Origin of the sequence: Saccharopolyspora thermophila, assembly GCF_014646075.1 — a bacterium.
Taxonomy (GTDB): Bacteria; Actinomycetota; Actinomycetes; order Mycobacteriales; family Pseudonocardiaceae; genus Saccharopolyspora; species Saccharopolyspora thermophila.
In genome coordinates, this window is the sequence record NZ_BMMT01000001.1 from 348,447 (window position 1) to 372,845 (window position 24,399).

Genomic DNA, 24,399 nt, shown 5'->3' on the forward strand with positions numbered 1-24,399 from the left:
CCGAGCCGCTCCCACGACCCACGCAGAACCATCCGCGATCTCTGGAGAAGGTGCGCAGATGTCACAGCAGGAGACCGTGTTCCTCTTCCCCGGCCAGGGCGGCTACGACGGCCGCGCGCTCGCGCTCGCCCGCGAGCGGTATCCGCAGGTCGGGGAGGTTTTCGCGGAACTCGACGAGGTGGCCGCCGAGCTGTTCGGGCGGCCGGTGAGCGAGGTCCTGGACGCCGAAACCGACCTCGCCCGACTGCTGCACCACGACCCGTGGGTGTCGCAGTTCGCGATCTACGGCGCCGCGGTCGCGGCGGGCCGGGTGCTGCTGGAGCGCGGCGTGCGCCCCGACGTGCTCGTCGGGCACAGCCTCGGCGAGATCGCCGCACTGGTCACCGCGGGCGTGTTCGGGGTGGCCGACGGCGCGCGGATCGTCGCGCACCGGGTGCGGGTGATCGAGGAACTGGGCGTCGAACCCGGCCGGATGGTCGCGTTGGGCGCCGACGAGCAGCGCGCCCAGCACCTCGTCGAGCTGCTCGCCGACGACCAGGTGGCCGTCGCCGCGCACAACCACCCGACGCAAACCGTCCTCAGTGGACCGCAGCGGTCCGTCGGCCGGGTGCTGGGCATCGCCCGGCTGCTGGAGATCGGTGCGGTGGAGCTGAACTCACCGTTCGCCTTCCACAGCCCGCTGCTGCAGCCCGCGGTGTCCGCGCTGGCCGCGCGGATCGGCGAACTGCACGCCACAGATCCGCGCATCCCGGTGTACTCGCCGATCCAGCAGGATTACTACCGTCCCGGACAGGACGTCGCCGCGCTCATCGCCCAGCACCTCGTGCGGCCGGTGCGCTTCGCGGCGGCTGTTGCGCACCTGCGCGAGGCGGGCGCGCACCGGTTCGTCGAGGTCGGTGGCGCAACGGCGCTGGCCCAGCTGGTCCGCAGGAACGTCGACCACGACGACGTGTCCACCTGGTCCACGCTGGCCCTCGACCGCACCGGTGGCCTGGCCCTGGACGCCACCCTGGCGGCCCTGGCCGGACCCGCCCCGGCAGACCCGGAGGCCGTGGCCCGGCTGGGTGAGGTGCTCGCGCCCGGCACCAGCGCGGAGGTGTTCGCCGAGTTCTGGGCGGCGGCCGGGGAGCGGATCGCGGCCTCGGTGCGCGCCGAGCTCGCCGAGTTCACCGCGGGCCGCGACGCGACTCCGGCGCCCCCGGCGCAGCCGGTGGTCATCGACAAGGACGTCCTCGCCAAGGAGCTGCGCGCCCAGTACGCGGCCGCGCTGGAGTACCCGGAGGAGGTCTTCGGCGACGACGTGCGGCTGGAGGCCGAACTCGGCATCGACTCGGTCAAGCAGGTGGAGCTGGTCTCCCGCGCGTTCCAGCGGTACGGCCTGCCCGAACGCGAGGGCGGCATCCGGATCAGCGAGTACGACACCATCGCGAAGGTCGTCGAGCTGGTCCACAGCGCCCTGCGCGAACAGGCCGCCCGGTAGGGGCGCGGCACCGCGGATGTCGCCCGCACCGGACGGCATCCGCCTGGCACCGCTTCCACGAGCACGAGGGATTTCGTGATGGGACAGCTGGAGAACAAGCTCGCGCTGGTCACCGGCGGCGGGAAGAACGTCGGTGCGGCCATCGCCCGGGAACTGGGCCGGCGCGGCGCGCACGTGATCATCAACTACTTCCACTCGCCCGAGCGGGCCAGGCGGACCGCGGAGGAACTGCGCGACCTCGGCGTGCGGGTCGACCTGATCCGCGCCTCGGTGGCCCGCCAGGACCAGGTGGACCGGATGTTCGCCGAGCTCGAGGAGCGGTTCGGATACCTGGACATCCTGGTCAACAACGCGGCCAACGGGGCGCTGCTGCCGCTCGCGGAGATCACCGACGAGCACCTCGACAAGGCCGTCGACACCAACTACAAGGGGGGCCTGCGGTGCGCCCGCGCGGCCGCCCCGCTCATGGCCCGCCGCGGCGGAGGTTCCATCGTCACCATCTCCGCCCTGGGCTCCTCGCAGCTGGTGATGAACGGCTACCTCGCCTGCGCCCCGGCCAAGGCCGCCGCCGAGGCGGTGACCCGCTACCTCGCGGTGGAGTTCGCGCCGCTGAACATCCGGGTCAACACCGCGTCCGCGGCGATGCTGCGCGGCGAGGTCGCCGACGCCTTCCCACGGGCCGCCGAGATGCAGGAGGTCATCCGGCGGTCCACCCCGCTGGGCAGACTCGGTGAACCGGAGGACCTGGCCGCCGTGGTGGCGTTTTTGGCCTCGGACGACGCCCGCTGGGTGACCGGCCAGGTGGTGCTCGCCGACGGCGGTCTCTCCCTCGGCGCCAGCCTGCTGTCCCCACCCCCGCAGACGGAATCGGCCACGACCACCCCCGAAGACGCGGCGAGTACGGCGGAATCGCGGGACCGCGAGCGGGGCGCCGCAAGCGCCGCCGTCGCCGTCGTCGAGGCAGCGCCGGGACCCGCGGTCGTGACCGAACGGCGTGACGAGGCGCCGACCGACGACATCGCCATCGTCGGCATGGGCCTGGCCGTGGCCGGCGCGAACAGCCCGGAGGAGTTCTGGGAGCTGCGCACCACCGGCGCGGAGCTGTTCGTCCGGCCGCCCGAGGACCGCTGGGAGCGGGACAGTTTCTACTCGCCGGACCCGGCCGCGGAGGACAAGACCTACCAGGACCGGTTCGCGTTCATCACCGGGTTCCAACCCGACCCCGGCTCGGCGCTGCCGGGCGAGCCGGAGCTCACCACGGCGTGGCTGCGGCACTCGCTGGCGCAGGCGCTGCGCCCGGTGCACCTGGGTGCCGACGACCGGGTGTCGTTCCTGGTCGGCTACACCCCGGACGGCAGCCAGCACCTGGAGGACGCCGGGGTGCTGGCCTCGGCCCGGCAACGGGTGCCGCGGCTGCTGGACGACATGGGCGTGCCCGCGCACCGCCGCGCCGAACTGCTGTCCGCTGTGGACGCCGTGCTTCTCGACCGCTACCGGCGCGGGGCCCGCGACCCCCACCTGCTGCTGCCGGACCGGGTGGCCCGGCAGGCCATGGCGGGCCTGCTGCCCGCGGACACCGAGATCCAGCTGGTCGACACGGCCTGCTCGTCGTCGATGTACGCCATCGACATCGGGGTGCGCAGCCTGCTGCTCGGCGAGCACGACGTGGCGGTGTGCGGCGGCGCGTTCGCGCTGACCCCGCGCGCCATGGTGATGTTCGCGAAGCTGCGCGGCCTGTCCCGCCGTGGCGAGGTGCGGGCCATGGACGACTCCGCGGACGGCGTGCTGTTCGCCGACGGCGCGGGCATCGTCGTGCTCAAGCGGTTGGACCGCGCGCGCCGCGACGGCGACCGGGTGCTGGCCGTGCTCGGCTCGGTCGGCACCTCCTCCGACGGCAGCGGCACCGCGATCTACGCGCCCAACCCGGACGGGCAGGACCTCGCCGTGCGACGCGCGCTGACCGGCCCGGTGTCCGGCGACGACGTCGACTGGGTGCTGGCGCACGCCACCGGCACCCCGGCCGGTGACCTGGCCGAGTTCACCACCATCCGCAAGCACTTCCACGCCGACCGGACCCAGTACCTGACCTCGAACAAGTCGCTGATCGGGCACACCGGCTGGGCGGCCGGCGTGGCGTCGGTGGTGGAGGCGGTGCTGGCCCTGCAGCGGGACACCATCCCGGCGCAGTTCCGGCTGACCAGCCCGCAGCGCGACTTCCGGATCGACGAGACGAAGCTGGAGATCCCCGCCGAGCCGGTGCCGTGGCCGCCGCGCGCCGACCGGCCGCGGGCCGTCGGGGTGTCCGGTTTCGGCTTCGGCGGCACCAACGCGCACCTCGTGGTGCGGGAGGCGTCCGCGGGTGGCGCGGCCCCGCGCCGCCGGAGAGACGACCGGGTCGTCATCGTGGGCTGGTCCGCGCGCCTGCCCGGCCTGTCCTCACGCGACCAGGTCACCCGCTGGCTCACCGGCGCGGGCGACGCCCCGCAGGACGGCTTCGGCGACCAGTACCCGGCGCCGCCCTTCGAGCAGGTCCGGCTGCCGCCGAAGACGGTCCGGATGATGGACCGCTGCCAGCTGATGATGGTGTGGTGCGCGCAGGAGCTGCGCGATGAGATCCCGGAGTTCTGGCAGCGCAACACCGAGAGCACCGGGGTCTTCGTGGGCAACATGGGGCCCACGCGGATGGGCATGCTGCTGGGCGACCGCGTCTACCTGGACCAGGTGAGCACGGCGCTGCGCACCGACCCGCGCACCGCCGAGCTGCCCGAACTGCCCGAGCTGGTGGAGCGGCTGCGCGCCGACGTGCGCTCGCGCGTGGAACCGTCCAATGAGGACTCGTTCCCGGGCATGATGCCGAACATCATCTCGGCGCGGGTCGCCAGCCGGTTCGATCTGACCGGGCCGAACGTGACGCTGGACTCCGGGCTGAGCTCCGCGCTGACCGCGATCGAGACGGCCGCCCGCTACCTGCGGACCGGTGACGTGCGCCTCGCGCTGGCCGCGGGCGTCAACGGCAACAGTCTACCCGAGTTCGCGGCCCTGCTCGGCGACTCGCTCGGCGCGGGCCCCGCCGCGGGTGCGGGACTCGCCGAGGGTGCCTTCGCGTTCGCCCTGACCACGGAGCGGACCGCCGTCGAGGAAGGGCTGCCGATCCTGGCGTACGTCAACGGCCTGTCCACAGTCGACGACGGCGGTCCGGCCGGGCGCGAGGTCGTCGAGTGCGGCGTGGCCGCACCGGACGTGGCCCGCTACGTCGGGGCCGCCGGCGGGCTGGGCGTGCTGCGGGCCCTGCACGGCGGGGCAGGCGAGATCGGCGTGCGCTGCACGGGCCCGGACGGGGTGGCCGACGTGGAACTGGCCCTCACCGTCCCGGCGGCCGAGCCCGCCCGGCTGCCCGCCCGGTTCCGGGACGCCGAGCAGTTCGCGCCCGGGCAACGACCGCTGGTCCGCCGCCACGTGCCCGCGCTGCGCCCCGCCCCCGCGGTCGAGGTCGGGGAGCGCACCCCGTTCCTGCCGCCAGGCGTGGTCGTGCTGACCGACCTGACCGACCTCGGCGGACTCCCCCTGCCGCCGGACGCCACCGTGCTGTGCACCGCGGCCGGCGCTCCGCCGGACTGGATCCACCTGCCCCAGCCCACACCCGAGACAGTGCGGGAGGCGTTACGCGGGGACGTCCGCCACGTGCGGATCGTCACCGACCTGGCGCGCACCAGCCCGCTCACCGACCCGGACAACCCACCGGCGGACTCGTTGATCGCCCTGCACGACGCGTTCTTTCTCGCCGTCCAGCACACCTCGCCGGAGTCGGTGCTGGTGCTGCTGGCAGGCGGCATCGCGGACGGCGTGCCGCACCCGATGACCGGGCTGTTCACCGGTCTGCTCAAGGCGGTCGACCTGGAACTGCCGGACTGCCGGACGTTCGCGCTGGTCACCGGCACGAGCGAGCTGACCGACGCGGCGCGGCTGGCGGAGCGGGAGAGCGCCTGCCGCCGGCCGTTTCCGATCGTCTACGCCGAGGGCGGCACCACGTCGGTGCCGGTGCTCGCCGAGGAACCCGTCGAGGTCATCGACGCGCCCGCGCGCCTGGGCCCCGACTCGGTGGTGCTCGCCGTCGGCGGGGCCCGCGGCATCACCGCCGAGATCGTCAAGGTGCTCGCAGCCGAGTTCCGGCCCCGGGTCTATTTGTTCGGCAGCAACCGGCTCGACGACTACCCGGACGAGGTGTTCGCCGGGGATGACGCGTCCTTCGCGGCCGGTCGCCGCGACTTCATCCGGCGGGGCGTGGCAGAGGGGAAGTCGGTGGCGCAGCTGAACCGGGAGTACGACCGCATGCGGCATGCCCGGGCCGCCCGGCGCACCATCGCCGAGCTGGAACGCCACTGCGGGCCTGGCCGCGTCACGTACCTGGCCTGCGACGTCGCCGACGCCGAGGCCACCACCACGGCGGTGCGGAAGGTCCTGGCCGAGGTCGACCGGGTGGACCTGCTGATCAACGCCGCCGGGCGCAACCACTCCGCGTTGATCGGCGACAAGGACTTCGCGTCGTTCACCGCGATCCGCGACATCAAACTCCGCGGGTACCGCAACCTCAAGCGGGCCTTCGGCGCCGACCAGCCGGAGGTGTGGTGCAACTTCGGTTCGCTGCTGGGCTACTTCGGCCAGCGCGGCGAGGCCGACTACGCCGCCGGCAACGACTTTCTGGCCTCGGCCGCGGTGCACGCCGCCTCGCGGGGGCGTCGGGAGTTCACCATCGGCTGGACCTTCTGGGACGGCGTCGGGATGGTCGGCGAGGGCGGCGGCCTGGCCAACACGCACTTCAAGAAGGTCGGCTCCTACAGCGACATGTCGGTCGCCGAGGGCGTGCACCACTTCGTGCGCGAGCTGCACGCCGACCGGGTCGCCCCCTCGACCGTCCACATGGGACAGGCGGAGCGGCGCATGGTCGAGGGGCTGTACCCGGGCTACCTCGACGCCTGCGCCGAGCAGGCCCCGCGCGGCCGGTTCTACCTGCGGCGGCTGCTGGCGCAGACCGCCGACTCGGTGACCTTCGAGACGCCGTTCGACCTGGAGACCGACAGCTACCTGCGGTACCACCCGGTGCGGGGGGTGCCGACGCTGCCCGGCGCGTTCGTCGCCGAACTGGCCGCCGAGGCGGCGCTGCACCTGGTGCCCGGCGGCACCGTCATTGGCTTCGACGACACGTGCTTCAACAACTTCCTGCACGTCTACCTCGAACTGCCGACACCCCCGAAGCGGATCGCCGCGCGGATCGCCGACCGCAGCGGCGGCATCACCGTGGTGGACGTCCGGATCACCACCGACGTGCTGTCGCCGACAGGGATCAAGCTCGTCACGGACCGGGCCCACTTCACCTCCCGGGTGCTGGTCGCGGACGGCTACCGGCCGCCCCGCCGGTGGCAGCCGTGGCCCGACCCGGAGGTCGACGTCCCGGCGGAGGAGTCGTTCCGCGCCGAGGGCGCCCCGATCCTGCTGAGCGGGCCGTTTTTGTGCGTCGACGACATCCGCCGGTCGGACGGCCGGGCGCGGGCGACGTACCGGTTCCGGCAGCCGCCGCAGGATCCGCTGGCCGCCGCGTTCGTCGCTCCTCCGTTCCTGCTGGACGCCATGGTCCGGGTCGGGTTCCTCACCGACGCCGACGGGCGCGACGCACCGGTGTCCGCGCCCACCCGCATCGACCGGGTGGAGCTGTACGAGGACGGCAACGACTGGGAGCTGATGCGGCGCTACGGGCACCTCGGGCTGTATGCGGAGGTGGCCGGCAGCGGCCCCGATCGGGTGCATCACCTGATCGCCACCGCGCCGGACGGCCACGTGGTCGCCTGGGCGCGCGGCGTGCACACCGCCGTCGTCAACTGGTGATGGCCGCCGGGAGGCCACCGCGCCTCCCGGCGCCCGGCCGAAAAAGCGCCGGGCGAACGGTCGGTGACCGTCCGCCCGGCGCCGGAAGAAGAATGGTCAGCGCTGGTTCGGTGTAATAACCGAATCGACGAGTCCGTAGTCACGTGCCTCGGTCGCGGTGAACCAGCGGTCGCGGTCGAAATCCCGCATGATGGTCTCGACGGAATTGCCTGACTGCGCCGCCGTCAATTCCGCGATCTGCCGCTTTGTCTGGCTGAACATCTCCGCCTGGATCCGGGTGTCGGACGCCGTCCCGCCGATTCCCGCGGAGGGCTGGTGCATCATGATCCGGGCGTGCTCCAGCGCGTACCGCTTGCCCGGGGCGCCCGCGGTCAGCAGCACCTGCCCCATCGAGGCGGCCAGCCCGAAGGCGTAGGTCTGCACGTCGCAGCTGATGAGCTGCATCGTGTCGTAGATGGCAAACCCGGCGGTGACCGAACCGCCCGGCGAGTTGATGTAGAGCTTGATGTCCTCGTCCGGGTCCTCGGCCTGCAGCAGGAGCAGCTGCGCGCAGATCCGGTTGGCGACGTCGTCGTTGACCTCGGAACCAAGAACGATGATCCGCGTCTTGAGCAGGCTCTGGAAAAGGGAGTCGGTCAGATTGCTGAGGTTGCTGAGATCGCTCATTATTACCGCCAGGTCCACGGGATCGGTGTCGTCCGCCAACTGTCCAGCGTCAATTGTCGGTGCATGTTTTCACGGTGCTGGTATCACGCTGATTTCTGCGGCGTGACTCGGTTTCCAACATAGCACGATCATGCCCCTGCATGATCGTTCGGGTTCGCACAGGAAGAAGAGTTCACCTATGGCGAACACGACACTCGACGAAACCCCCGATCCGTCGCGGGGTGGCGGCGGCCCGCGGTACCCGACGGGCCCAGCAGAAGAAAATCTTCCTCTGTAGCGCAGTCTTCACGGAAGGATGTTGCTTTGAGTCCAACCTTTGATGTAATTCTTCTTGAGAGGTGACGGGCGACACGCCCGCAACGGGCGCCGGGAGGCCGAAACATGACCGCTCAGCGAGAGACCATCCGAGACGTGGCAGCAGCCGACGTCCCAGTGCCGCGCGACGCGGCGGGCGATGTGGTCGCGGCCCTGAAGGCGCAGGTGACCGGGGATTTGCTGGACATCGTGGTGGACCTCGACGCCGGCCACGGCTGCCGCCTGCGCGACGCGCGCGACGGCACCGAGTACCTGGACATGACGATGTTCTTCAGCTCCGCGCCGCTCGGGCACGGCCACCCCGGGCTGCGCACGCCCGAGTTCGAGGCCGCCCTGGTGCGCGCGGGCCGGGTGAAGCCGTCCAACCCCGACTTCGCCACCGTCGAGCAGGCACGCTTCGTGGAGACCTTCCGCCGCGTGGTGGGCGTGCCCGAGCTGCCGCTGCTGTTCTTCATCGACGGCGGCACCCTCGCGGTGGAGAACGCCCTGAAGGTCGCCTTCGACTGGAAGACCAAGGTCAACGCACGCGGCGGGCACGCCGTACGCGGCAGCCGGGTCCTGCACCTGGAGCGCGCCTTCCACGGCCGCAGCGGCTACACCCTCTCGCTGACCAACACCGACCCGGCCAAGATCCGGGACTACCCGATGTTCGACTGGCCGCGCATCCCCAGCCCGGCCATCGAACCCGGCGAGCGCTGGCACAGCGCCGAACTCCTGCCGGAGGAGGCGGTGGCGCTCGACGCGGCCCGCGCCGCCCTGCGCCGCTACGGCCGCGAGATCGCCTGCTTCGTCTACGAGCCGATCCAGGGCGAGGGCGGCGACCGCCACCTGCGCCCGGAGTTCCTGCAGGCGATGCAGCAGCTGTGCCGGGACAACGACGTGCTCACCGTCGCCGACGAGGTGCAGACCGGGGCGCTGACCGGGCAGGCGTGGGCGCACCAGGCGCTCGGGCTGGAACCGGACCTGGTGGCCTTCGGCAAGCGCCTGCAGGTCTGCGGCGTGATGGGCGGCCGCCGGGTGCTGGAGGTGTCGGACAACGCCTTCCGCGAGGCCAGTCGGATCAGCTCCACCTGGGGCGGCTCGCTGGTCGACATGGTGCGCGCCACCCGCATCCTGGAGGTGATCGAGGCCGAGGGGCTGTTCGAGCACAGCAGGCAGATGGGCGAACTGCTGCTGGGCGAACTGCGTGACCTGGCGGCGGAGTTTCCGTCGGTGATCCGCGACCCGCGCGGCCGCGGCCTGATGTGTGCGATCAGCTTTCACGAGCCGGCCCAGCGCGACCGGGCCATCGCGATCGCCCGCGAGCGCTACCGGACCCTGTTCCTGCCGTCGGGCCCGGACTCGCTGCGCTGCCGCCCGCCGCTTTCGGCCCGCCCGGAGGAACTCGTCGAAGCGGTCGCGGCCCTCCGCAAGGCCCTCACCGACCTCCCCTGACGGGCCTCACCGCGTCGACCGATCCGGCAGACTCGGCCCCGACGTTGTGCTCGTGGCGCGTCGTGGGCGTGCCCGGGTCGGGGACCGGCTCAGCGCCAGGACGGCAGCCAGAGCTCCGCCTGCCAGTGCTCCTGGGTGATCGGTTCCCCGTTGAGGATCGGCCACAGCCACACGAAGTTCGCCACCACCAGCCCCACGTACAGCGACACCGCGAGCAGCCCGGTGCGGCGCCGCTCGAAGTGGTCCCGCGCGGTGCCCAGAAGCTCCCCGAGCACCAACACGATTCCCAGCACCAGGAACGGCACCAGCGGCGTCGCGTAGAAGTAGTACATCTGCCGGTCCAGGTTGATGAACCACGGCAGGTACCCCGCGCCGTAGCCCACCAGCACCGCGGCGTAGCGCCAGTCCATCCGGCTGGTCGCGCGCCACACCGCCCAGCCCGCGACCGGCAGCGCCAGCCACCACATCGCCGGCGTGCCGATCAGCATCGTCGCCTCGATGCAGCTGGTGCGACCACACCCGGGCATCCCGGACTCGTAGTAGTAGAGCATCGGGCGCATGCCCATCGGCCACGCCCACGGCTTCGACTCCCACGGGTGCGGGTCCTTCGGCGTCACCAGGTGGGTGTGGAAGTCCAGCACGTTGAGCTGGTAGTACAGCAGCGACCGCAGCGCGTCCGGCAGGAAGCCGAAACCCACGTCGTCGGCGACCAGGGTGGCGTGCCGGTCCGTGGCCGTCTCGCTGGCGAACCACCCCGACCAGGTCGCGAAGTACACCAGCAGCGGGATCGCCACCAGCGACCACAACGCCGGGGCCGTGTCACGCACCAGCGCGGCCCGCCACGGTCGGCGCACCCCGGCGGCGCGCCGGGCCAGCGCGTCCCAGATCACACTGAGCAGGCCGAACGCCATGATGTAGTAGATGCCGTTCCACTTGACGCCGCAGGCCAGGCCGAGCAGCACCCCGGTGCCGAAGCGCCACCAGCGGAACCCCAGCCGCGGTCCCCACCCGGCCGGGTCCAGGCGGCCGTCGACGCAGACCTGCCACATGCGCTCCCGCACCTGGTCACGGTCGACCAGCAGGCAGGCGAACGCGGCCAGCAGGAACGTCGCCTGGAAGATGTCCAGCATCCCGACGCGCGACTGCACGTGGCTGAGCCCGTCGCAGATCAGCAGCACCCCGGCGATGGCGCCGAGCAATGTCGACCGGGTCATCCGCCGCGCGATGCGCACCACCAGCAGCACCATGAGCGTGCCGAACAGCGCGGCCATGATGCGCCAACCCCACGGGGTGTAGCCGAGCAGCCACTCGCCGATGGCGATCAGCTGCTTGCCGACCGGTGGGTGGGCGACGAGTTCGTAACCCGGGTTGTCCTCGTAGCCGCCGTTGCGCAGCATCTGCCACGCCTGCGGCACGTAGTGCTTCTCGTCGAAAACCGGGGTGCCCTCGTCCGTGGCGTGCCCGAGATCCCACAACCGGACCAGCCCGGCGACCAGCGTGATCACGATCGTGACCAGCCAGCCGCGCAGCCGGTCGGTGGGCATCGCCACGTCAAGCAGCGGGCGCGGATCGCTCTCGCCCGGTAGCCGAGCCGGTGGTGTGCGGCCGACCTGGACCAGCTCGTCGGCGTTGCCGCCGGCGTTGGGGACGAGGACGCTCACAACCTCCGATCGTAAGGTGGAGCCAGGGGGTACGGTCCGCGCCCTGCGACGGCTGCGGCACTGCTCGCACGGGGACCACGACCGGGACGACTACGCTGTGCAGCCATGGAACCCGGCACGCTGCTGCTCGCCGCCACTCCGCTGGGCGACGCCCGCGACGCCTCGGCGCGGCTGGTCGACGCGCTCGGCACGGCCGACGTCGTGGCCGCCGAGGACACCCGCCGGGTGCGCGCGCTGGCCAGCGCCCTGGGCGTCACGCTCACCGGGCGGGTGGTCAGCTACTACGAAGCCGTCGAGTCCGCGCGGACACCCATGTTGCTGGACGCGCTGCGCGAGGGCCGCACCGTGCTCCTGGTCACCGACGCCGGGATGCCGAGCGTGTCCGACCCGGGCTACCGGCTGGTGTCGGCGTGCGTCGCCGAGCAGCTGCCGGTCACGTGCCTGCCCGGGCCGTCCGCGGTGACCACGGCGCTGGCCGTGTCGGGGCTGCCGTCGGACCGGTTCTGCTTCGAGGGCTTCCCGCCGCGCAAACCGGGGGAGCGGCGACGTTGGTTCGGCCGGCTCGCCACCGAGGAGCGCACCTGCGTGTTCTTCGAGGCGCCGCACCGGCTCGCCGACACCCTCGCGGACGCCGTCAGCGTGCTCGGCGGCGACCGGCGCGCGGCGGTCTGCCGCGAACTCACCAAGACCTACGAGGAGATCCGCCGCGGCACCCTCGACGAGCTGGCGGCCTGGGCCTCCGACGGCGTGCGCGGCGAGATCACCGTGGTGCTCGGCGGAGCCGAGCAGGCGACGACGGATCCGGCGGAGCTCGTGGCGCAGGTCGAGGAGCGCGCCGCGGGAGGCGTGCGGTTGAAGGATGCGGTGGCGGAGGTCGCGGAGCTCGCGGGCGTGCGGAAGAAGGAGCTGTACGACGCGGTCCTCGCCGCCCGCCGCTGACCCGGGCATGACCGCGGGACGCGCTGTGCTGGTCTGAACCGGCACTGGCAGGCCAACGTCATCTTGCGCGCCAACGACCACTCTGGCACACAATGTCCACCCGCCGCCCCGGGCGTGCACCCACATTTGGGCAAAGTTGGAAGACCTCAGACCTCAGCCGGGTTAGGAGCCCAACCCGGGTTTCGCGACAGCGGGCTGTCGCACACGGCGGAAGCTCCGCGGCAACCTGGGGCACAGGCCGCACGGTACGTGATCATTCGTAACGAGATGGCCGATTGACCAGGGATGGCCAGGTCCACAGGCTCTGATCACGAAGAGTAGAGGGTTTGGGTACGTAGGGTGGTGGTGTTCAGTCCGCTCCTCGAGCTTGGGAGTACCCCGACATGGCAACCGTCCGCGTGCACCCGATCCAGCTTGAGTACACCGCCAGGTCCGACGGAACGCAGACCTGCAACCTGTGTGGCGCTGAGGAACGCTGGACCGCCAGCAACAAGCCAACGGTGTTCGGCGATGCGCTCAGGCGATCGCTTCACCTCGTACACCTGGTGAGGGAGCACAAGGTGGACGTCCGAGCCACTTTCAGCGCCTCCGAGCGCAAGAAAGAAAAGTGGGTAGATGCAGGGGAAACGACCGCAACCACCGCAGGGTAAGCCGAATTCGGCCCGACGCTGATCACTGATCGCAAGGGGACGACAAGGTCAAGGACCTCGTCGGCACCGCCAAGGACGACGAGAAGGAGCACGCAGCACCAAAAACCCCCGGAGCGCCACGCACCGGGGGTTTCTCTTACGGTGCTGCAAGATGCGCCCTGAGCAGCAAAGATGTCGCGCGAGCGCCTACGCCTGGCAGGGAGGCCGTCGAGGTGCTCGCCAGGCGGCCGGGTGACGAGTGAAAGTCGGCGCACGCCGGTACCCATGGGATTCGTGCTCCGGGGGCGGGCCAGGACGGGCGCGGGGCGGTTACGCCCCGGACGGGTTCGGGGTCAGCAGGGAGAGGGCCGGGGCTGCCTTGGTGAGGACCTCTCGCCACTCGCGTTCCGGGTCGGAGTCCGCCGTGATTCCTCCGCCGACACCCAGGTGGAGCACCCCGTCCGCGTACTCCAGGGTGCGGATGGCCACGTTGAGCTCCAGGCCCGCCAGCGGCGACACCATGCCCACCGCTCCGCAGTAGACCTCCCGTGGGTGCGCCTCCAGTGCCGCGATCACCTCCAGCGCCCGGGGTTTCGGGGCACCGGTGACCGACGCCGGGGGAAACGCGGCCGCCAGCAGCGCCGAGTTCGGCAGCTCCGCCGGGACCTCCGCACGCACGTCCGACACCAGGTGCCACACGCCGGGGTGGGCCTGCACGTCCAGCAGGCGCGGCACCGACACCCGCCCCACCTCGGCCACCCGGCCCAGGTCGTTGCGCGCCATGTCCACGATCATCACGTTCTCCGCGACGTCCTTCGCGGACCGGCGCAGCAGTTCGGCGTTCCCGTCGTCCTGCGGGCCGCGCCGCGGCAGCGTGCCCTTGATCGGGCTGGATTGCACCACGCGCCCCCGGCGGGACAGGAACCGCTCCGGCGACAACGACGCGACCGCGCCCCACGCCCCGGCCACGTACGCCGCCCGCGCCGGGCGAAACCGCTCGCTGCCGACGGCGAACAGCTCCAGCGGGTCGCCGCGGAAGGGCACCGCGAACCGGGTGCAGATGTTGGCCTGGAAGATCTCGCCGGCGGCGATCTCCTCCACGCAGCTGCGCACCGCCTTGCGGTATTCGTCGGCGTCCGGCTCGGCCACCGGGCCCGCGGTCCACCCCGCCGGCGGCGGGTCGTCACCGGCCACCAGCCCGGCGAGCTCGGCGACGAGCTCCGGCTCCGGCCTGCTCAGCGACTCGAACCACCATTGGCCGCCCGCGTCCCGCCGCAGCACGTGGTCCGCCCAGCCCCACGCCGCGGTCGGCAGGCGCCGCGGCCACGGGCCCGGGTCGGTGAGGCCGTAGCCGAGGTACCCGATCCAGCCGCCGCCGACCGGTCCCGGCTCGGCCGTGCCGGCGGGCAGGTCCACGGTGCTGAAGGCGTTCTCCGGCGCAACCGCCTTGACCTCGACGGACGGGGCGAGGACAGCGCCCCCGCCGAACCAGTCCCCGGTCAGCGCGGCGGGCGGCGGCAGGCCGCGGCGGTGGGCGCGGGCCGCCAGGCGACGCAGCACCTGCGCCGGGCTCGCTGCTGCCTCGATCGACCGGGTGAAGATTTGCACGCGGTCAGTATGACTGCGCCCAGCACCGCCTCTTCCGCCAGGAGCCCTGTTGACCAGCGAGAACGGTGCCTACCGTGATGCCGTGGTGCGGGTGAGTCGCTGGCCCTGCCACGTTGAGCCGTTGGGGTCCCTGCGCCGTCGACCTCTTCCGTGCTGACCTTGTCGGCTGATTGGGTGGTCGCGTCACTATTTCGATCCGAGCCCGTTGTGTTTCGTAAAGCCGCACAACGAGGTTGAGGTCGACCATGGGGATACGAGGCGTCGTCGCCGCCCTGGCAGCCGTGCTCGCGGTCACCGCCGCAGCCCAACCCGCCGCAGCCGAACCCGCCGCACCGCCCGGCGTCAACGACTGGGGCTGCCGGCCCAGCGCCGAGCACCCGACGCCCGTGGTGCTGGTGCACGGGCTCGGCGGAGCCGCCGCCACCAACTGGGTCTACCTCGGACCACTCCTGGTCGACCAGGGCTACTGCGTGTTCGCCCTCACCTACGGTCGGCCCGCCGGCGTCCCGCCGATCACCGGCGGCTTCGCGCCGATGCAGGACAGCGCCCCCGAACTCGCCGAGTTCGTCGACCGGGTGCTGGCGGCCACCGGGACCGACCGGGTTGACCTGGTCGGGCACTCCGAAGGCACCGTGATGCCGCAGTACTACCTGAAGTTCCTCGGCGGAGCCGAGAAGGTGCGGCGCTACGTCGCCCTCACCCCGCTCTACGACGGCACCACGCTGCACAACACCTCGGAGATCCTCGACCGGCTGGCCGAGGAGATCCCGATCGTCGGACAGATCCCGGACGAGCTGTGCGGGGCGTGTCGCCAGTTCTTCGCCGGCTCGGAGTTCATGACCAGGCTCAACGAGGGCGGCGCCGCGGTGCCCGGCATCGAGTACACCACGATCATGACCCGGTACGACCAGCTGGTCACCCCGTGGACCAGCGGATACCTGGACGGTGCGACCAACATCGTGCTGCAGGACGTCTGCCCGCTGGACTTCGCCGAGCACGTCGCGGTGGCGTTCGACCCGCACGTCGGGCGCCTGGTCCTCAACGCCCTCGACCCCGCGCACGCGAAGCCCGTGCGCTGCTGATCACGGGCGGTGAGCGGGGGTGGCGCCGAAACGCAGAACCGGTTCGAGGTCACCCCCTGCGGAAACGTACGCTAAGCACCATGAGTGCCTCTGTGTTGACCGCTGTGGCCTGGCCCTACGCGAACGGCCCGCGGCACATCGGCCACGTCTCCGGTTTCGGTGTGCCCTCGGACGTCTTCTCGCGCTACCAGCGAATGGCGGGCAACCGGGTGCTCATGGTGTCCGGCACCGACGAGCACGGCACGCCGATCTCGGTCCAGGCCGAGAAGGAGGGCCTCACCACCCGCCAGCTCGCCGACAAGTACAACCGGATCATCGCCGAGGACCTGCAGGGCCTGGGCCTGTCCTACGACCTGTTCACCCGCACCACCACGGGCAACCACTACGAGGTCGTCCAGCAGATCTTCCTCGCCCTGCACCGCAACGGCTACGTGGTGCCCAAGACCACCACGGGCGCGATCAGCCCGTCCACCGGCCGCACCCTGCCGGACCGCTACATCGAGGGCACCTGCCCGATCTGCGGCTACGACGGGGCGCGCGGCGACCAGTGCGACAACTGCGGCAACCAGCTCGACCCGGCCGACCTGATCAATCCGGTGTCCCGGATCAACGGCGAGCGACCGCAGTTCGTCGAGACCGAGCACCTGTTCCTGGACCTGCCCGCGTTCACCGAGTCCCTGGGCAAGTGGCTGTCCACCCGCACCGACTGGCGACCCAACGTTGTCAAGTTCACCCAGAACCTGGTGGAGGACATGCGGCCGCGGGCGATCAGCCGCGACCTGGACTGGGGCGTGCCGATCCCGCTGGACGGCTGGCGCGACCAGCCGATGAAGCGGTTCTACGTCTGGTTCGACGCGGTGATCGGCTACTTCTCGGCCAGCGTCGAGTGGGCGCGGCGCACCGGCGACCCGGACGCCTGGAAGCAGTGGTGGACCGACCCGTCGGCCAAGGGCTACTACTTCATGGGCAAGGACAACATCACCTTCCACGCCCAGATCTGGCCCGCACTGCTGATGGGCCACAACGGCCAGGGCGACAGGGGCGGCGAGGTCGGCCCGTACGGCGAGCTGAACCTGCCGGGCGAGATCGTCTCCAGCGAGTTCCTCACCATGAGCGGGTCGAAGTTCTCCACCTCCCGCGGCACGGTGATCTACGTGCGGGACTTCCTGCGCGAGTTCGGCCCGGACACCCTGCGCTACTTCATCTCGGTGGCCGGCCCGGAGAACCAGGACACCGACTTTACCTGGGACGAGTTCGTCCGCCGCATCAACTTCGAGCTGGCCAACGAGTGGGGCAACCTGGTCAACCGCTCCATCTCGATGGCCGCGAAGAACAACGGCGCGGTGCCCGCCCCGACCCGCCCGGAGGCAGCCGACGAGGAGCTGAAGGCGTTGGCGCGCAACGCCTTCGACACCGTGGGCGGGCACCTGCAGCGGTCCCGGTTCAAGGCGGCCGCGCAGGAGGCGATGCGGGTCGTGTCGGCGGCGAACAAGTACCTGTCCGACCAGGAGCCGTGGAAGCTCAAGGACGATCCGGACCGGCGGGACGCGGTGCTGCACACCGCGCTGCAGGTGGTCTCCGACGCCAACACGCTGCTCACCCCGTTCCTGCCGCACTCGGCGCAGAAGGTGCACGAGCTGCTGGGCGGCACCGGCGTGTGGTCGGCGCAGCCCGAAATTCGCGAGGTCACCGACCTGGACGACGAGAGCGTGCGGTACCCGGTGCTGATGGGCGACTACGGCGCGGAGCAGGCGGTGTGGCGCTCCACCGACATCGAGGTGGGGCGGCCGCTGAGCAAGCCGACGCCGCTGTTCGCCAAGCTCGACCCGAAGCTGGGCGAGACCGGCCCGGAGTGGGCTCCCATCCAGAGCTGAGTCCCGGGTGCGATGTCCGGGGAAATCGACGAGCGCGATTCCCCCGGGAATCGGGTTGTGCGACAGGGGTGAGATGAGTAAGCGCGACAGGAGGCGCGAACTGCCGCCGGTGCCCGAGGCGCTGCCGGTGCCGGCGGTCGACGCGCACACCCACCTCGACGCCTGCGGCGCGAAGACCGCGGACGAGGTGCGGGCGGTGGTGGACCGCGCGGAGGCCGCCGGGATCGGGCGAGTGGTGACCGTCGCCGACGACATCGCCTCCGCGCAGTGGGCCGTCGAGGCGGCCGGGTGGGACGAGCGGGTGTACGCGGCCGTGGCGCTGCACCCGACCCGGACCAAGGACTTCGACGACGCCGACCGGGCGGTGCTGGAGCGGCTCGTCGAGCAGCCACGCGTGGTGGCCGTCGGCGAGACGGGCCTGGACTACTACTGGGACTATTCGCCGCCGGGACCGCAGCAGGAGGCGTTCCGCTGGCACATCGACCTGGCCAAGCGGTCCGGCAAGGCGCTGATGATCCACGATCGCGAGGCGCACGACGACATCCTGCGCATCCTGGCCGAGGAGGGTGCCCCGGAGACGGTGGTGTTCCACTGCTTCTCCGGGGACGCGGAGTTCGCGCGGGCCTGCGTGGACGCCGGATACGTGCTGTCGTTCGCCGGGACCGCGACCTTCCGCAACGCCAGGGCGCTGCGGGAGGCCGCGAAGCTGGTCCCGCCGGACCAGATGCTGGTGGAGACCGACGCGCCGTTTCTGACGCCGCACCCGTTCCGCGGCCAGCCGAACGAGCCCTACTGCGTCAATTACACACTCCGGGACCTCGCGGAACTCCGTGGTATGAGCCTGGAGGAACTCGTCGTGGCGACCACTGCCACGGCCGAGCGAGTTTTTCGCCTCGACCAGGCGTAACCCGACCCACCTGTTGTTCACGCGCGGTTTTCTGATATTAGCCGTCGCGCCGCGCCCGCTTGCAGACCGCGCCGCCGCACTTACCGTCCACTGTGGAAGCCGGGAGGGGATCGGGGCCCCGAAGCTCCGCGCCGCGGAGACCCGTCCCCCGCCCGGACCTACGGCAGTCAGGATGGCAATGAAGTTCGGAATTCTGGGCAAGGCGGCAGTGGTGGCGGCCATCGCGGTCTGCGGTGGCGGGTCGTTGGCGGCGGCGTCCCCGAGCGCGCAGGTCCTGGCGAGCCCCCGGGCCGGCGTCTGGGACCGGCTGGCGAAATGCGAGTCCGGCGGCAACTGGCATGCCAACACCGGCAACGGCTACTACGGTGGCCTGCAGTTCAAGCGGAGCACGTGGGCCGCCTACGGCGGTGAGAGGTTCCACCGCTACCCGCACCGGGCGACCCGCGAGCAGCAGATCGTGATCGCCGAGGCGCTGCGCGCGGCCCGCGGCGGGTTCGGAGCGTGGCCCGCGTGCGCCCGGAAACTGGGGCTGCCGCGGTAGCCGAGTCGTCCCCGTGGCCGTTCGGTCGAGGGGCGAGGGAGGGGAGGCCGGTCCGGGCGGGGTGCCCGGACCGGCCTTTGTGCGTTCGGCGCAGCAACAACCGAAGGTGTCGGTGGCGTGTGATATGTCACCCGATTTGGGGCGGAGAACCTGATAACGAAGCCCGTTGTGTACCCCCGAACGGGGCAAATTTGTGCGTTTTTGATTACAGGACGTACTCGGTTGCGTGGCAATTAGGCGTAACCCGGATCACAAGCCGGAACAGGGTTCTTGGCTGCACCCGTTGATCACGCTAAAGTCTCGGCCTCGTAACCGATGACAACCAGTCATGGGGAACGCCCGTAAGTCTCGCCGGTGTACGTCGGGGAAGCGGGCCGCGAGCAACGGTGCTCGAGGTCGGCTGGACGGCGCAAGGCTCTCGGGAGTCGGATACAGACACGAAGCACGAAGGTTGCGTGCCCGCAAGGAGCGAGGGAGTTGAGCGACGACATGGTCTCGCCCGACACCGCCCTCGTCCGCTGCAGCGCGAGCGCGACTTCCGCCTTCGGGAGGTAACGACCCTGTGAACGGACGCGGCGAGCCCGGTCATCACGGCCAGTTCGACAGGCACGACGACGGCTACTGGGCTGATTCCTTCGACACACGCACGGACTGGTTCACCCCGGTGCAGGCGGCCGACCAGCACACCGCGGTCGGGCTGCTGGAACGCCCGGAGACCGAGCGTTACCCGGCCCAGGACCACCCCAGCTTCCCGCCCGGCGCGCTGGAGATCACGCCGGAGGACATCTACGAGGTCCTCGGCCCGGACGCCGAGGACATGCTGGCGACCGCCGAGATCGACGTCGACGAGGTCATCCGCCTCATCAACGCCGAGACCACGGTCCTGCCTCCGCTGGTCATCCCGGACACGCTGCCGGAGGTCGAGGAGGGCCAGGCGCCCCCGCCGGAGGTCGTGGAGGCGATCTCCACCTGGAAGCGGCGCTTCCTCAAGGGCGCGGTGGCCGGCGTGCTGCTGACCCTCACCGGCACCGGCGGCGCGGCCGCCGCGATGGACAAGTCGGTGACCGTCGAGATCGACGGCCAGGAACGCACCATCAACACCTACGAGGACACCGTCGGCGAGGTCCTCGCCGACGAGGGCATCACCGTCGGCGAGCACGACGCCCTCAGCCCCTCGCCGCAGGCCGAGGTCGGCCACGGCGACACCATCACCCTCGACCGCGGTCGGCTGCTGAAGCTGAACGTCGATGGCGAGATGCGCGAGGAGTGGGTCCGCTCCGTCACCGTCGACCAGGCGCTGCGCCAGCTGGGCGTGGCCGCCGACAGGGCATGGGTCTCCGCAGACCGCAGCATGGCCGTGCCCGTCGAGGGCATGGAGCTGACGGTCAAGACGCTCAAGAACATCACCGTCATCGACGGGGCGAATGCGCCGCGGCAGCTGACCACCCACGCCGTCACCATCGACGAGCTGGTCCACGACGAGCAGTTCAAGCTCGGCCCCGAGGACACCGTCACGCCGGGCGGCGACCAGCGCCTGGTCGACGGCGCCGAGGTACGGATCACCCGCAACGGCAGCACGGTGATCAACGTGACGATGCCGGTGGAGCCGCCGGTGCAGGAGATCGTCGACAACACGATGTTCAAGGGCGAGGAGCGCGTCGATTTCCCCGGTGTGCCCGGCGAGAAGATCGTGACGGCCCGCGTGATCACCCGCAACGGCGAGGAGGTCAGGCGGGAAACGGTCGGCGAGAAGGTCCTCAAACAGGCGCAGCCCAGGGTGGTGCGCGTGGGTGGCAAGCCGCGCCCCACCGACGGGGTGTGGGACAAGCTCGCCCAGTGCGAGGCCACCGGCAACTGGCACGCCAACACCGGCAACGGCTACTACGGCGGCCTGCAGTTCAACAAGTCCACCTGGGACGCCTACGGCGGCGACCAGTATGCGCCGTACCCGCACCAGGCCAGCCGCGAGCAGCAGATCGCGGTGGCGGAGAAGGTGCGCGCGGCCCGCGGCGGCAGCTACGGCGCCTGGCCGCACTGCTCGGCCAAACTCGGCCTCGACTGAACCGTTCCGGTGAGGGGTGCTCGTCACCCGCGCACGCGGGTGACGAGCACCCCTCACCATTGCCCGCACCTCCCGCGCGAGCTCCCAGGTTCAGGCAGATCTGGGAAACCACAGCCGGGCACGTGCCGGCGGAGCCGCCGAGCACGGTGCCCCGCTCGTTGCCGACGGCCGGGCACGGGTAGCTTTCTGTCGTGTGGAGGACCAGCAGGCGACACTGCTCGGCCCGGCCGACGTGCGCCGGCTGGCCGAGGAACTCGGCATCCGGCCGACCAAGAAGCTCGGCCAGAACTTCGTGCACGACCCGAACACGGTGCGCCGCATCGTTGCCGCGGCGTCGGTCTCGGCCGCCGACGTCGTCCTGGAGGTCGGTCCGGGCCTCGGCTCGTTGACGCTCGCGCTGCTCCCGGCGGCCGGGGCGGTGACGGCGGTGGAGATCGACCCGGTGCTGGCGGCCCGGTTGCCGCGCACCGCCGAGGAGTTCGCCCCGGGCCTGGCGGACCGGCTCACCGTGATCGAGGCGGACGCGCTGCGGGTCCGCGCCGAGGACTTCGCCCAGCCACCGACCGCCCTGGTCGCCAACCTGCCCTACAACGTGGCGGTGCCGGTCGTGCTGCACCTGCTGGCGGAGCTCCCGACGCTGGCGCACGGACTGGTCATGGTGCAGTCGGAGGTCGCCGACCGGATGGCCGCCCGGCCGGGCAGCCGGGTCTACGGCGTGCCGAGCGTGAAGGCCGCGTGGTTCGCCGACGTGCGCCGCGCCGGTCCGGTGCCACGCACGGTGTTCTGGCCGGTGCCCAATGTGGACTCCGGGCTGGTGGCGTTGCGCCGCGTCCCGCCGCCGTCCACCGCGCCGCGGCAGGACGTCTTCCGGGTCGTGGACGCGGCTTTCGCCCAGCGACGTAAGACGTTGCGCGCCGCGCTGGCGGGCTGGGCCGGGTCGGCGACACGGGCCGAGGCGGTCCTGCGCTCCGCGGGCGTCGATCCCGCTACCCGCGGGGAGCAGTTGGAAATCGGTGACTTCGCCCGGATCGCGGAGGCCGCTACGACCGTTGGCGGGCACTGAACCACCCGTCCGGCCCCTTGCGAACGGACGTCCTTTCGTAACTCGGAGTCACCGGCAACGCTGTGTATGACGGGAAAATTCCCGCTCGTCCGGGTGTGTGATTCATCAAACGATTCCGGAAAGTGACGACTATCAACTTGCGCGGGAATCCGCCAGTGGGGTCTACTGTGTGGGAAATCCATCCCGAGCGGCCGAGAGACCTGGCTCCGAGACGCCGCAGCAACCACCCGACCCCGGGCAGGTGCTAACGCCAGGACCGATGGAGTTGCTGTGGAATCCAACGCGCTGCCAGCCCGCCCGCGCCCGAGCGCGACCGCTGCGCGAACCGTGCGATCCCGGCAATCCCACATCCGGAGGCTGCTGACGCAACGCCGCGTCATCGATCACGGGCGGCGCACCACCACCGCCTGTCGTCGCGAGATGTGACCCAGCCCTTTCCCTCCCCCAACCGGTGAAGATCCTCGCCTGCCGCCGTTCGTCGGGCGCGGCCGTCGTGAGCTGATGTGGAGCCGATCGTGATCACAGTCGAGAACCTGACGAAGACCTTCCAGCACAGCAGCGGAACCGTCCGCGCCCTCGACGGCGTGTCGATGGAGGTGCCTGCTGGGGCGGTGTGCGGCGTGGTCGGTCCCAGCGGAGCTGGCAAGTCCACGTTGGCCCGGTGCATCGCGCTGCTGGAGAAGCCCGACTCGGGTGCCATCCGCGTCGACGGCACCGACCTGGTTTCCCTCGACGGCAAGGCGCTGCGCGCCGCGCGCCGCCAGATCGGCGTCGTGCCGCAGGGAGATTCGCTGCTGCGGCAGCGCACCGCCGCGGGCAACATCGCGTTGCCGCTGGAAGCGGCCGGGGTGAGCGGCCCGCAGCGGCGCAGCCGTGTGGGCGAGCTGCTGGACCTCGTCGGTCTGACCGACAAGGCCGGGATGTACCCCGACCAGCTCTCCGGCGGGCAGCGGCAGCGGATCGCGGTGGCCCGCGCGCTGGCCGCCAAGCCGTCGGTGCTGCTGGCCGACGAGCCGACCTCGGCGCTGGACCCGGCCACCACCGACTCGGTGCTCACCGTCCTGGACCGAGCCCGGTCCGAGCTGGGCGTCACCGTCCTGGTCGTCACGCACGACATGGCGGTGGTGCGCAGGATCGCCGACGACGTCGCGGTGCTGGAGGGCGGTCGCGTCGTCGAGCACGGCAAGGTGCTGGACCTGGTCGCCGAACCCGGCAGCCGGGTCGGAGCCACGCTGCTGCCCGACACCGACCAGGCCGAGCCGCTCCGGCCGACCGACGGCCGCCACGACGTGGTCGCCGAGGTCGTGTTGGTCGGCTTTGCCGCCGTCGGCGCGCTGCTGCCGGAAGCCGCCAACCGGTTCGGGGTCGAGCTGGCCATCCTGGGCGGCGGGCTGACCCGCCTGGGCGACACGCCGGTGGCGAAGTTCCGGATCGGTCTGACCGGTGAGCGCTCCGAGGCGGCCCTGAAGTGGATGATCGAGCGGGACGCGCATGTGCGACGCGCCCCGGTGTGTGTTGACGGAGCAGCTGCGTGAGTGATGTGACCCCCTGGTCGGAGGTCCTCGAAATCCTGGCTGAATCGACGGTCGCGACGCTCTACATGGTGCTGGTGTCGACCCTGCTGGCGGTCCTCGGCGGACTGCCGCTCGGGGTCCTGCTGCACATGAGCTCGCCGGTCGGACTGAGTCCGCGACCCGTCCTGTACCGGGCGCTCGGCGTCGTGGTCGACGTGGTGCGCTCGGTGCCGTTCGTGGTGCTGCTGGTGATCCTGGCGTCGTTCACCCGGTTGCTGATCGGCACGTCGATCGGCACCACCGCGGTGATCGTGCCGCTGGTCATCGGCGCCGTGCCGTTCTTCGCGCGGTTGACGCAGAACGCGCTGCGCGAGGTCAGCTTCACGGTCGTGGAGGCGGCGATCACCACCGGCTCCAGCCGGCTGCGGATCGTGTGGACGGTGTTGCTGGGCGAGGCGCGGGCCGCGCTGGTCGGCGCGGTCGGTGTCACCGCGGTGGCGCTGATCGGCTACGCCGCGATGGCCGGCGCGATCGGCGGCGGTGGCCTCGGCACGACCGCGATCCAGGACGGCTACCAGGGTTACGACGACCGGCTGCTCTACGGCTCCGTGCTGGTGCTCGCGGTGCTGGCCTTCGGGATGCAGCTGATCACCGACAGCACCGCCAAACTCGTCGACCGCCGCCGCACCGCGAGCGGCTGAAACCCCGTTGCCCGCCGGGAGGTCGCGGCGACCGCGGCCTCCC

At 71.3% G+C, this 24,399-nt stretch carries 14 protein-coding genes, 1 pseudogene and 1 riboswitch; of the genes and pseudogenes, 12 read left to right on the plus strand and 3 right to left on the minus strand.

Annotated elements, in window-relative coordinates:
* The first annotated feature begins 58 nt into the window (after positions 1-58).
* Both IEY17_RS01520 and IEY17_RS01525 read left to right on the plus strand, forming a co-directional pair.
* Entirely contained in the window at positions 59-1,480 is a 1,422-nt protein-coding gene (locus IEY17_RS01520; RefSeq protein ID WP_188984590.1) for an acyltransferase domain-containing protein, read from the plus strand.
* A 78-nt stretch (positions 1,481-1,558) separates the two neighbouring features.
* A complete protein-coding gene (locus IEY17_RS01525; RefSeq protein ID WP_188984592.1) occupies positions 1,559-7,360 on the plus strand; it encodes an SDR family oxidoreductase in 5,802 nt (1,933 codons plus the stop codon).
* Between the two features lie 96 nt (positions 7,361-7,456).
* On the opposite strand, the gene IEY17_RS01530 is transcribed toward IEY17_RS01525, so the two are convergent.
* Positions 7,457-8,026, minus strand: coding sequence for a ClpP family protease (locus tag IEY17_RS01530; RefSeq protein ID WP_188985295.1), 570 nt, complete (start codon positions 8,024-8,026; stop codon positions 7,457-7,459).
* A 381-nt stretch (positions 8,027-8,407) separates the two neighbouring features.
* On the opposite strand from IEY17_RS01530, the gene lat reads away from it, so the two are divergent.
* A complete protein-coding gene (gene lat, locus IEY17_RS01535) occupies positions 8,408-9,775 on the plus strand; it encodes an L-lysine 6-transaminase (RefSeq protein ID WP_188984594.1) in 1,368 nt (455 codons plus the stop codon).
* An 89-nt stretch (positions 9,776-9,864) separates the two neighbouring features.
* Here the strand turns inward: lat and IEY17_RS01540 are convergent, their stop codons facing one another.
* Positions 9,865-11,436, minus strand: coding sequence for a dolichyl-phosphate-mannose--protein mannosyltransferase (locus IEY17_RS01540; RefSeq protein ID WP_188984596.1), 1,572 nt, complete (start codon positions 11,434-11,436; stop codon positions 9,865-9,867).
* Positions 11,437-11,541: 105 nt separating this feature from the next.
* Between IEY17_RS01540 and rsmI the strand changes: the two genes are divergently transcribed.
* Complete coding sequence (gene rsmI, locus IEY17_RS01545) at positions 11,542-12,375, plus strand: 16S rRNA (cytidine(1402)-2'-O)-methyltransferase (protein WP_188984598.1); 834 nt, start codon at positions 11,542-11,544, stop codon at positions 12,373-12,375.
* 959 nt (positions 12,376-13,334) lie between these two features.
* Here the strand turns inward: rsmI and IEY17_RS01550 are convergent.
* Positions 13,335-14,612: an aminodeoxychorismate synthase component I gene (locus IEY17_RS01550; RefSeq protein WP_188984600.1), complete on the minus strand. Its 1,278-nt coding sequence runs from the start codon at positions 14,610-14,612 to the stop codon at positions 13,335-13,337.
* 245 nt (positions 14,613-14,857) lie between these two features.
* Here IEY17_RS01550 and IEY17_RS01555 point away from each other — a divergent pair, with 245 nt between their 5' ends.
* The 8 genes and pseudogenes from IEY17_RS01555 to IEY17_RS01590 all read left to right on the plus strand — a co-directional run bounded on the left by IEY17_RS01555 (position 14,858) and on the right by IEY17_RS01590 (position 24,356).
* Positions 14,858-15,694: an esterase/lipase family protein gene (locus IEY17_RS01555; RefSeq protein ID WP_229679748.1), complete on the plus strand. Its 837-nt coding sequence runs from the start codon at positions 14,858-14,860 to the stop codon at positions 15,692-15,694.
* A gap of 80 nt (positions 15,695-15,774) precedes the next feature.
* Positions 15,775-17,568: a methionine--tRNA ligase gene (gene metG / locus IEY17_RS01560; RefSeq protein ID WP_188984605.1), complete on the plus strand. Its 1,794-nt coding sequence runs from the start codon at positions 15,775-15,777 to the stop codon at positions 17,566-17,568.
* 73 nt (positions 17,569-17,641) lie between these two features.
* Positions 17,642-18,475 carry a TatD family hydrolase gene (locus IEY17_RS01565; protein ID WP_188984607.1) on the plus strand — a complete coding sequence of 278 codons (834 nt, stop codon included), beginning with the start codon at positions 17,642-17,644 and terminating at the stop codon, positions 18,473-18,475.
* Between the two features lie 289 nt (positions 18,476-18,764).
* Positions 18,765-19,016: pseudogene (locus IEY17_RS01570) on the plus strand (transglycosylase family protein); the annotation flags it as partial.
* A gap of 562 nt (positions 19,017-19,578) precedes the next feature.
* Positions 19,579-21,078 (plus strand): resuscitation-promoting factor, encoded by a 1,500-nt coding sequence (locus IEY17_RS01575; RefSeq protein WP_188984609.1) that lies wholly within the window; start codon positions 19,579-19,581, stop codon positions 21,076-21,078.
* A gap of 193 nt (positions 21,079-21,271) precedes the next feature.
* Positions 21,272-22,141: a 16S rRNA (adenine(1518)-N(6)/adenine(1519)-N(6))-dimethyltransferase RsmA gene (gene rsmA / locus IEY17_RS01580; RefSeq protein ID WP_188984611.1), complete on the plus strand. Its 870-nt coding sequence runs from the start codon at positions 21,272-21,274 to the stop codon at positions 22,139-22,141.
* Between the two features lie 175 nt (positions 22,142-22,316).
* Positions 22,317-22,407, plus strand: a riboswitch (SAM riboswitch).
* Between the two features lie 249 nt (positions 22,408-22,656).
* Positions 22,657-23,676, plus strand: a complete 1,020-nt coding sequence (locus tag IEY17_RS01585; protein ID WP_188984613.1) for a methionine ABC transporter ATP-binding protein — start codon at positions 22,657-22,659, stop codon at positions 23,674-23,676.
* Positions 23,673-24,356 carry a methionine ABC transporter permease gene (locus tag IEY17_RS01590; RefSeq protein WP_188984615.1) on the plus strand — a complete coding sequence of 228 codons (684 nt, stop codon included), beginning with the start codon at positions 23,673-23,675 and terminating at the stop codon, positions 24,354-24,356. The genes IEY17_RS01585 and IEY17_RS01590 overlap by 4 nt, the downstream gene beginning before the upstream one ends.
* Positions 24,357-24,399 lie beyond the last annotated feature (43 nt).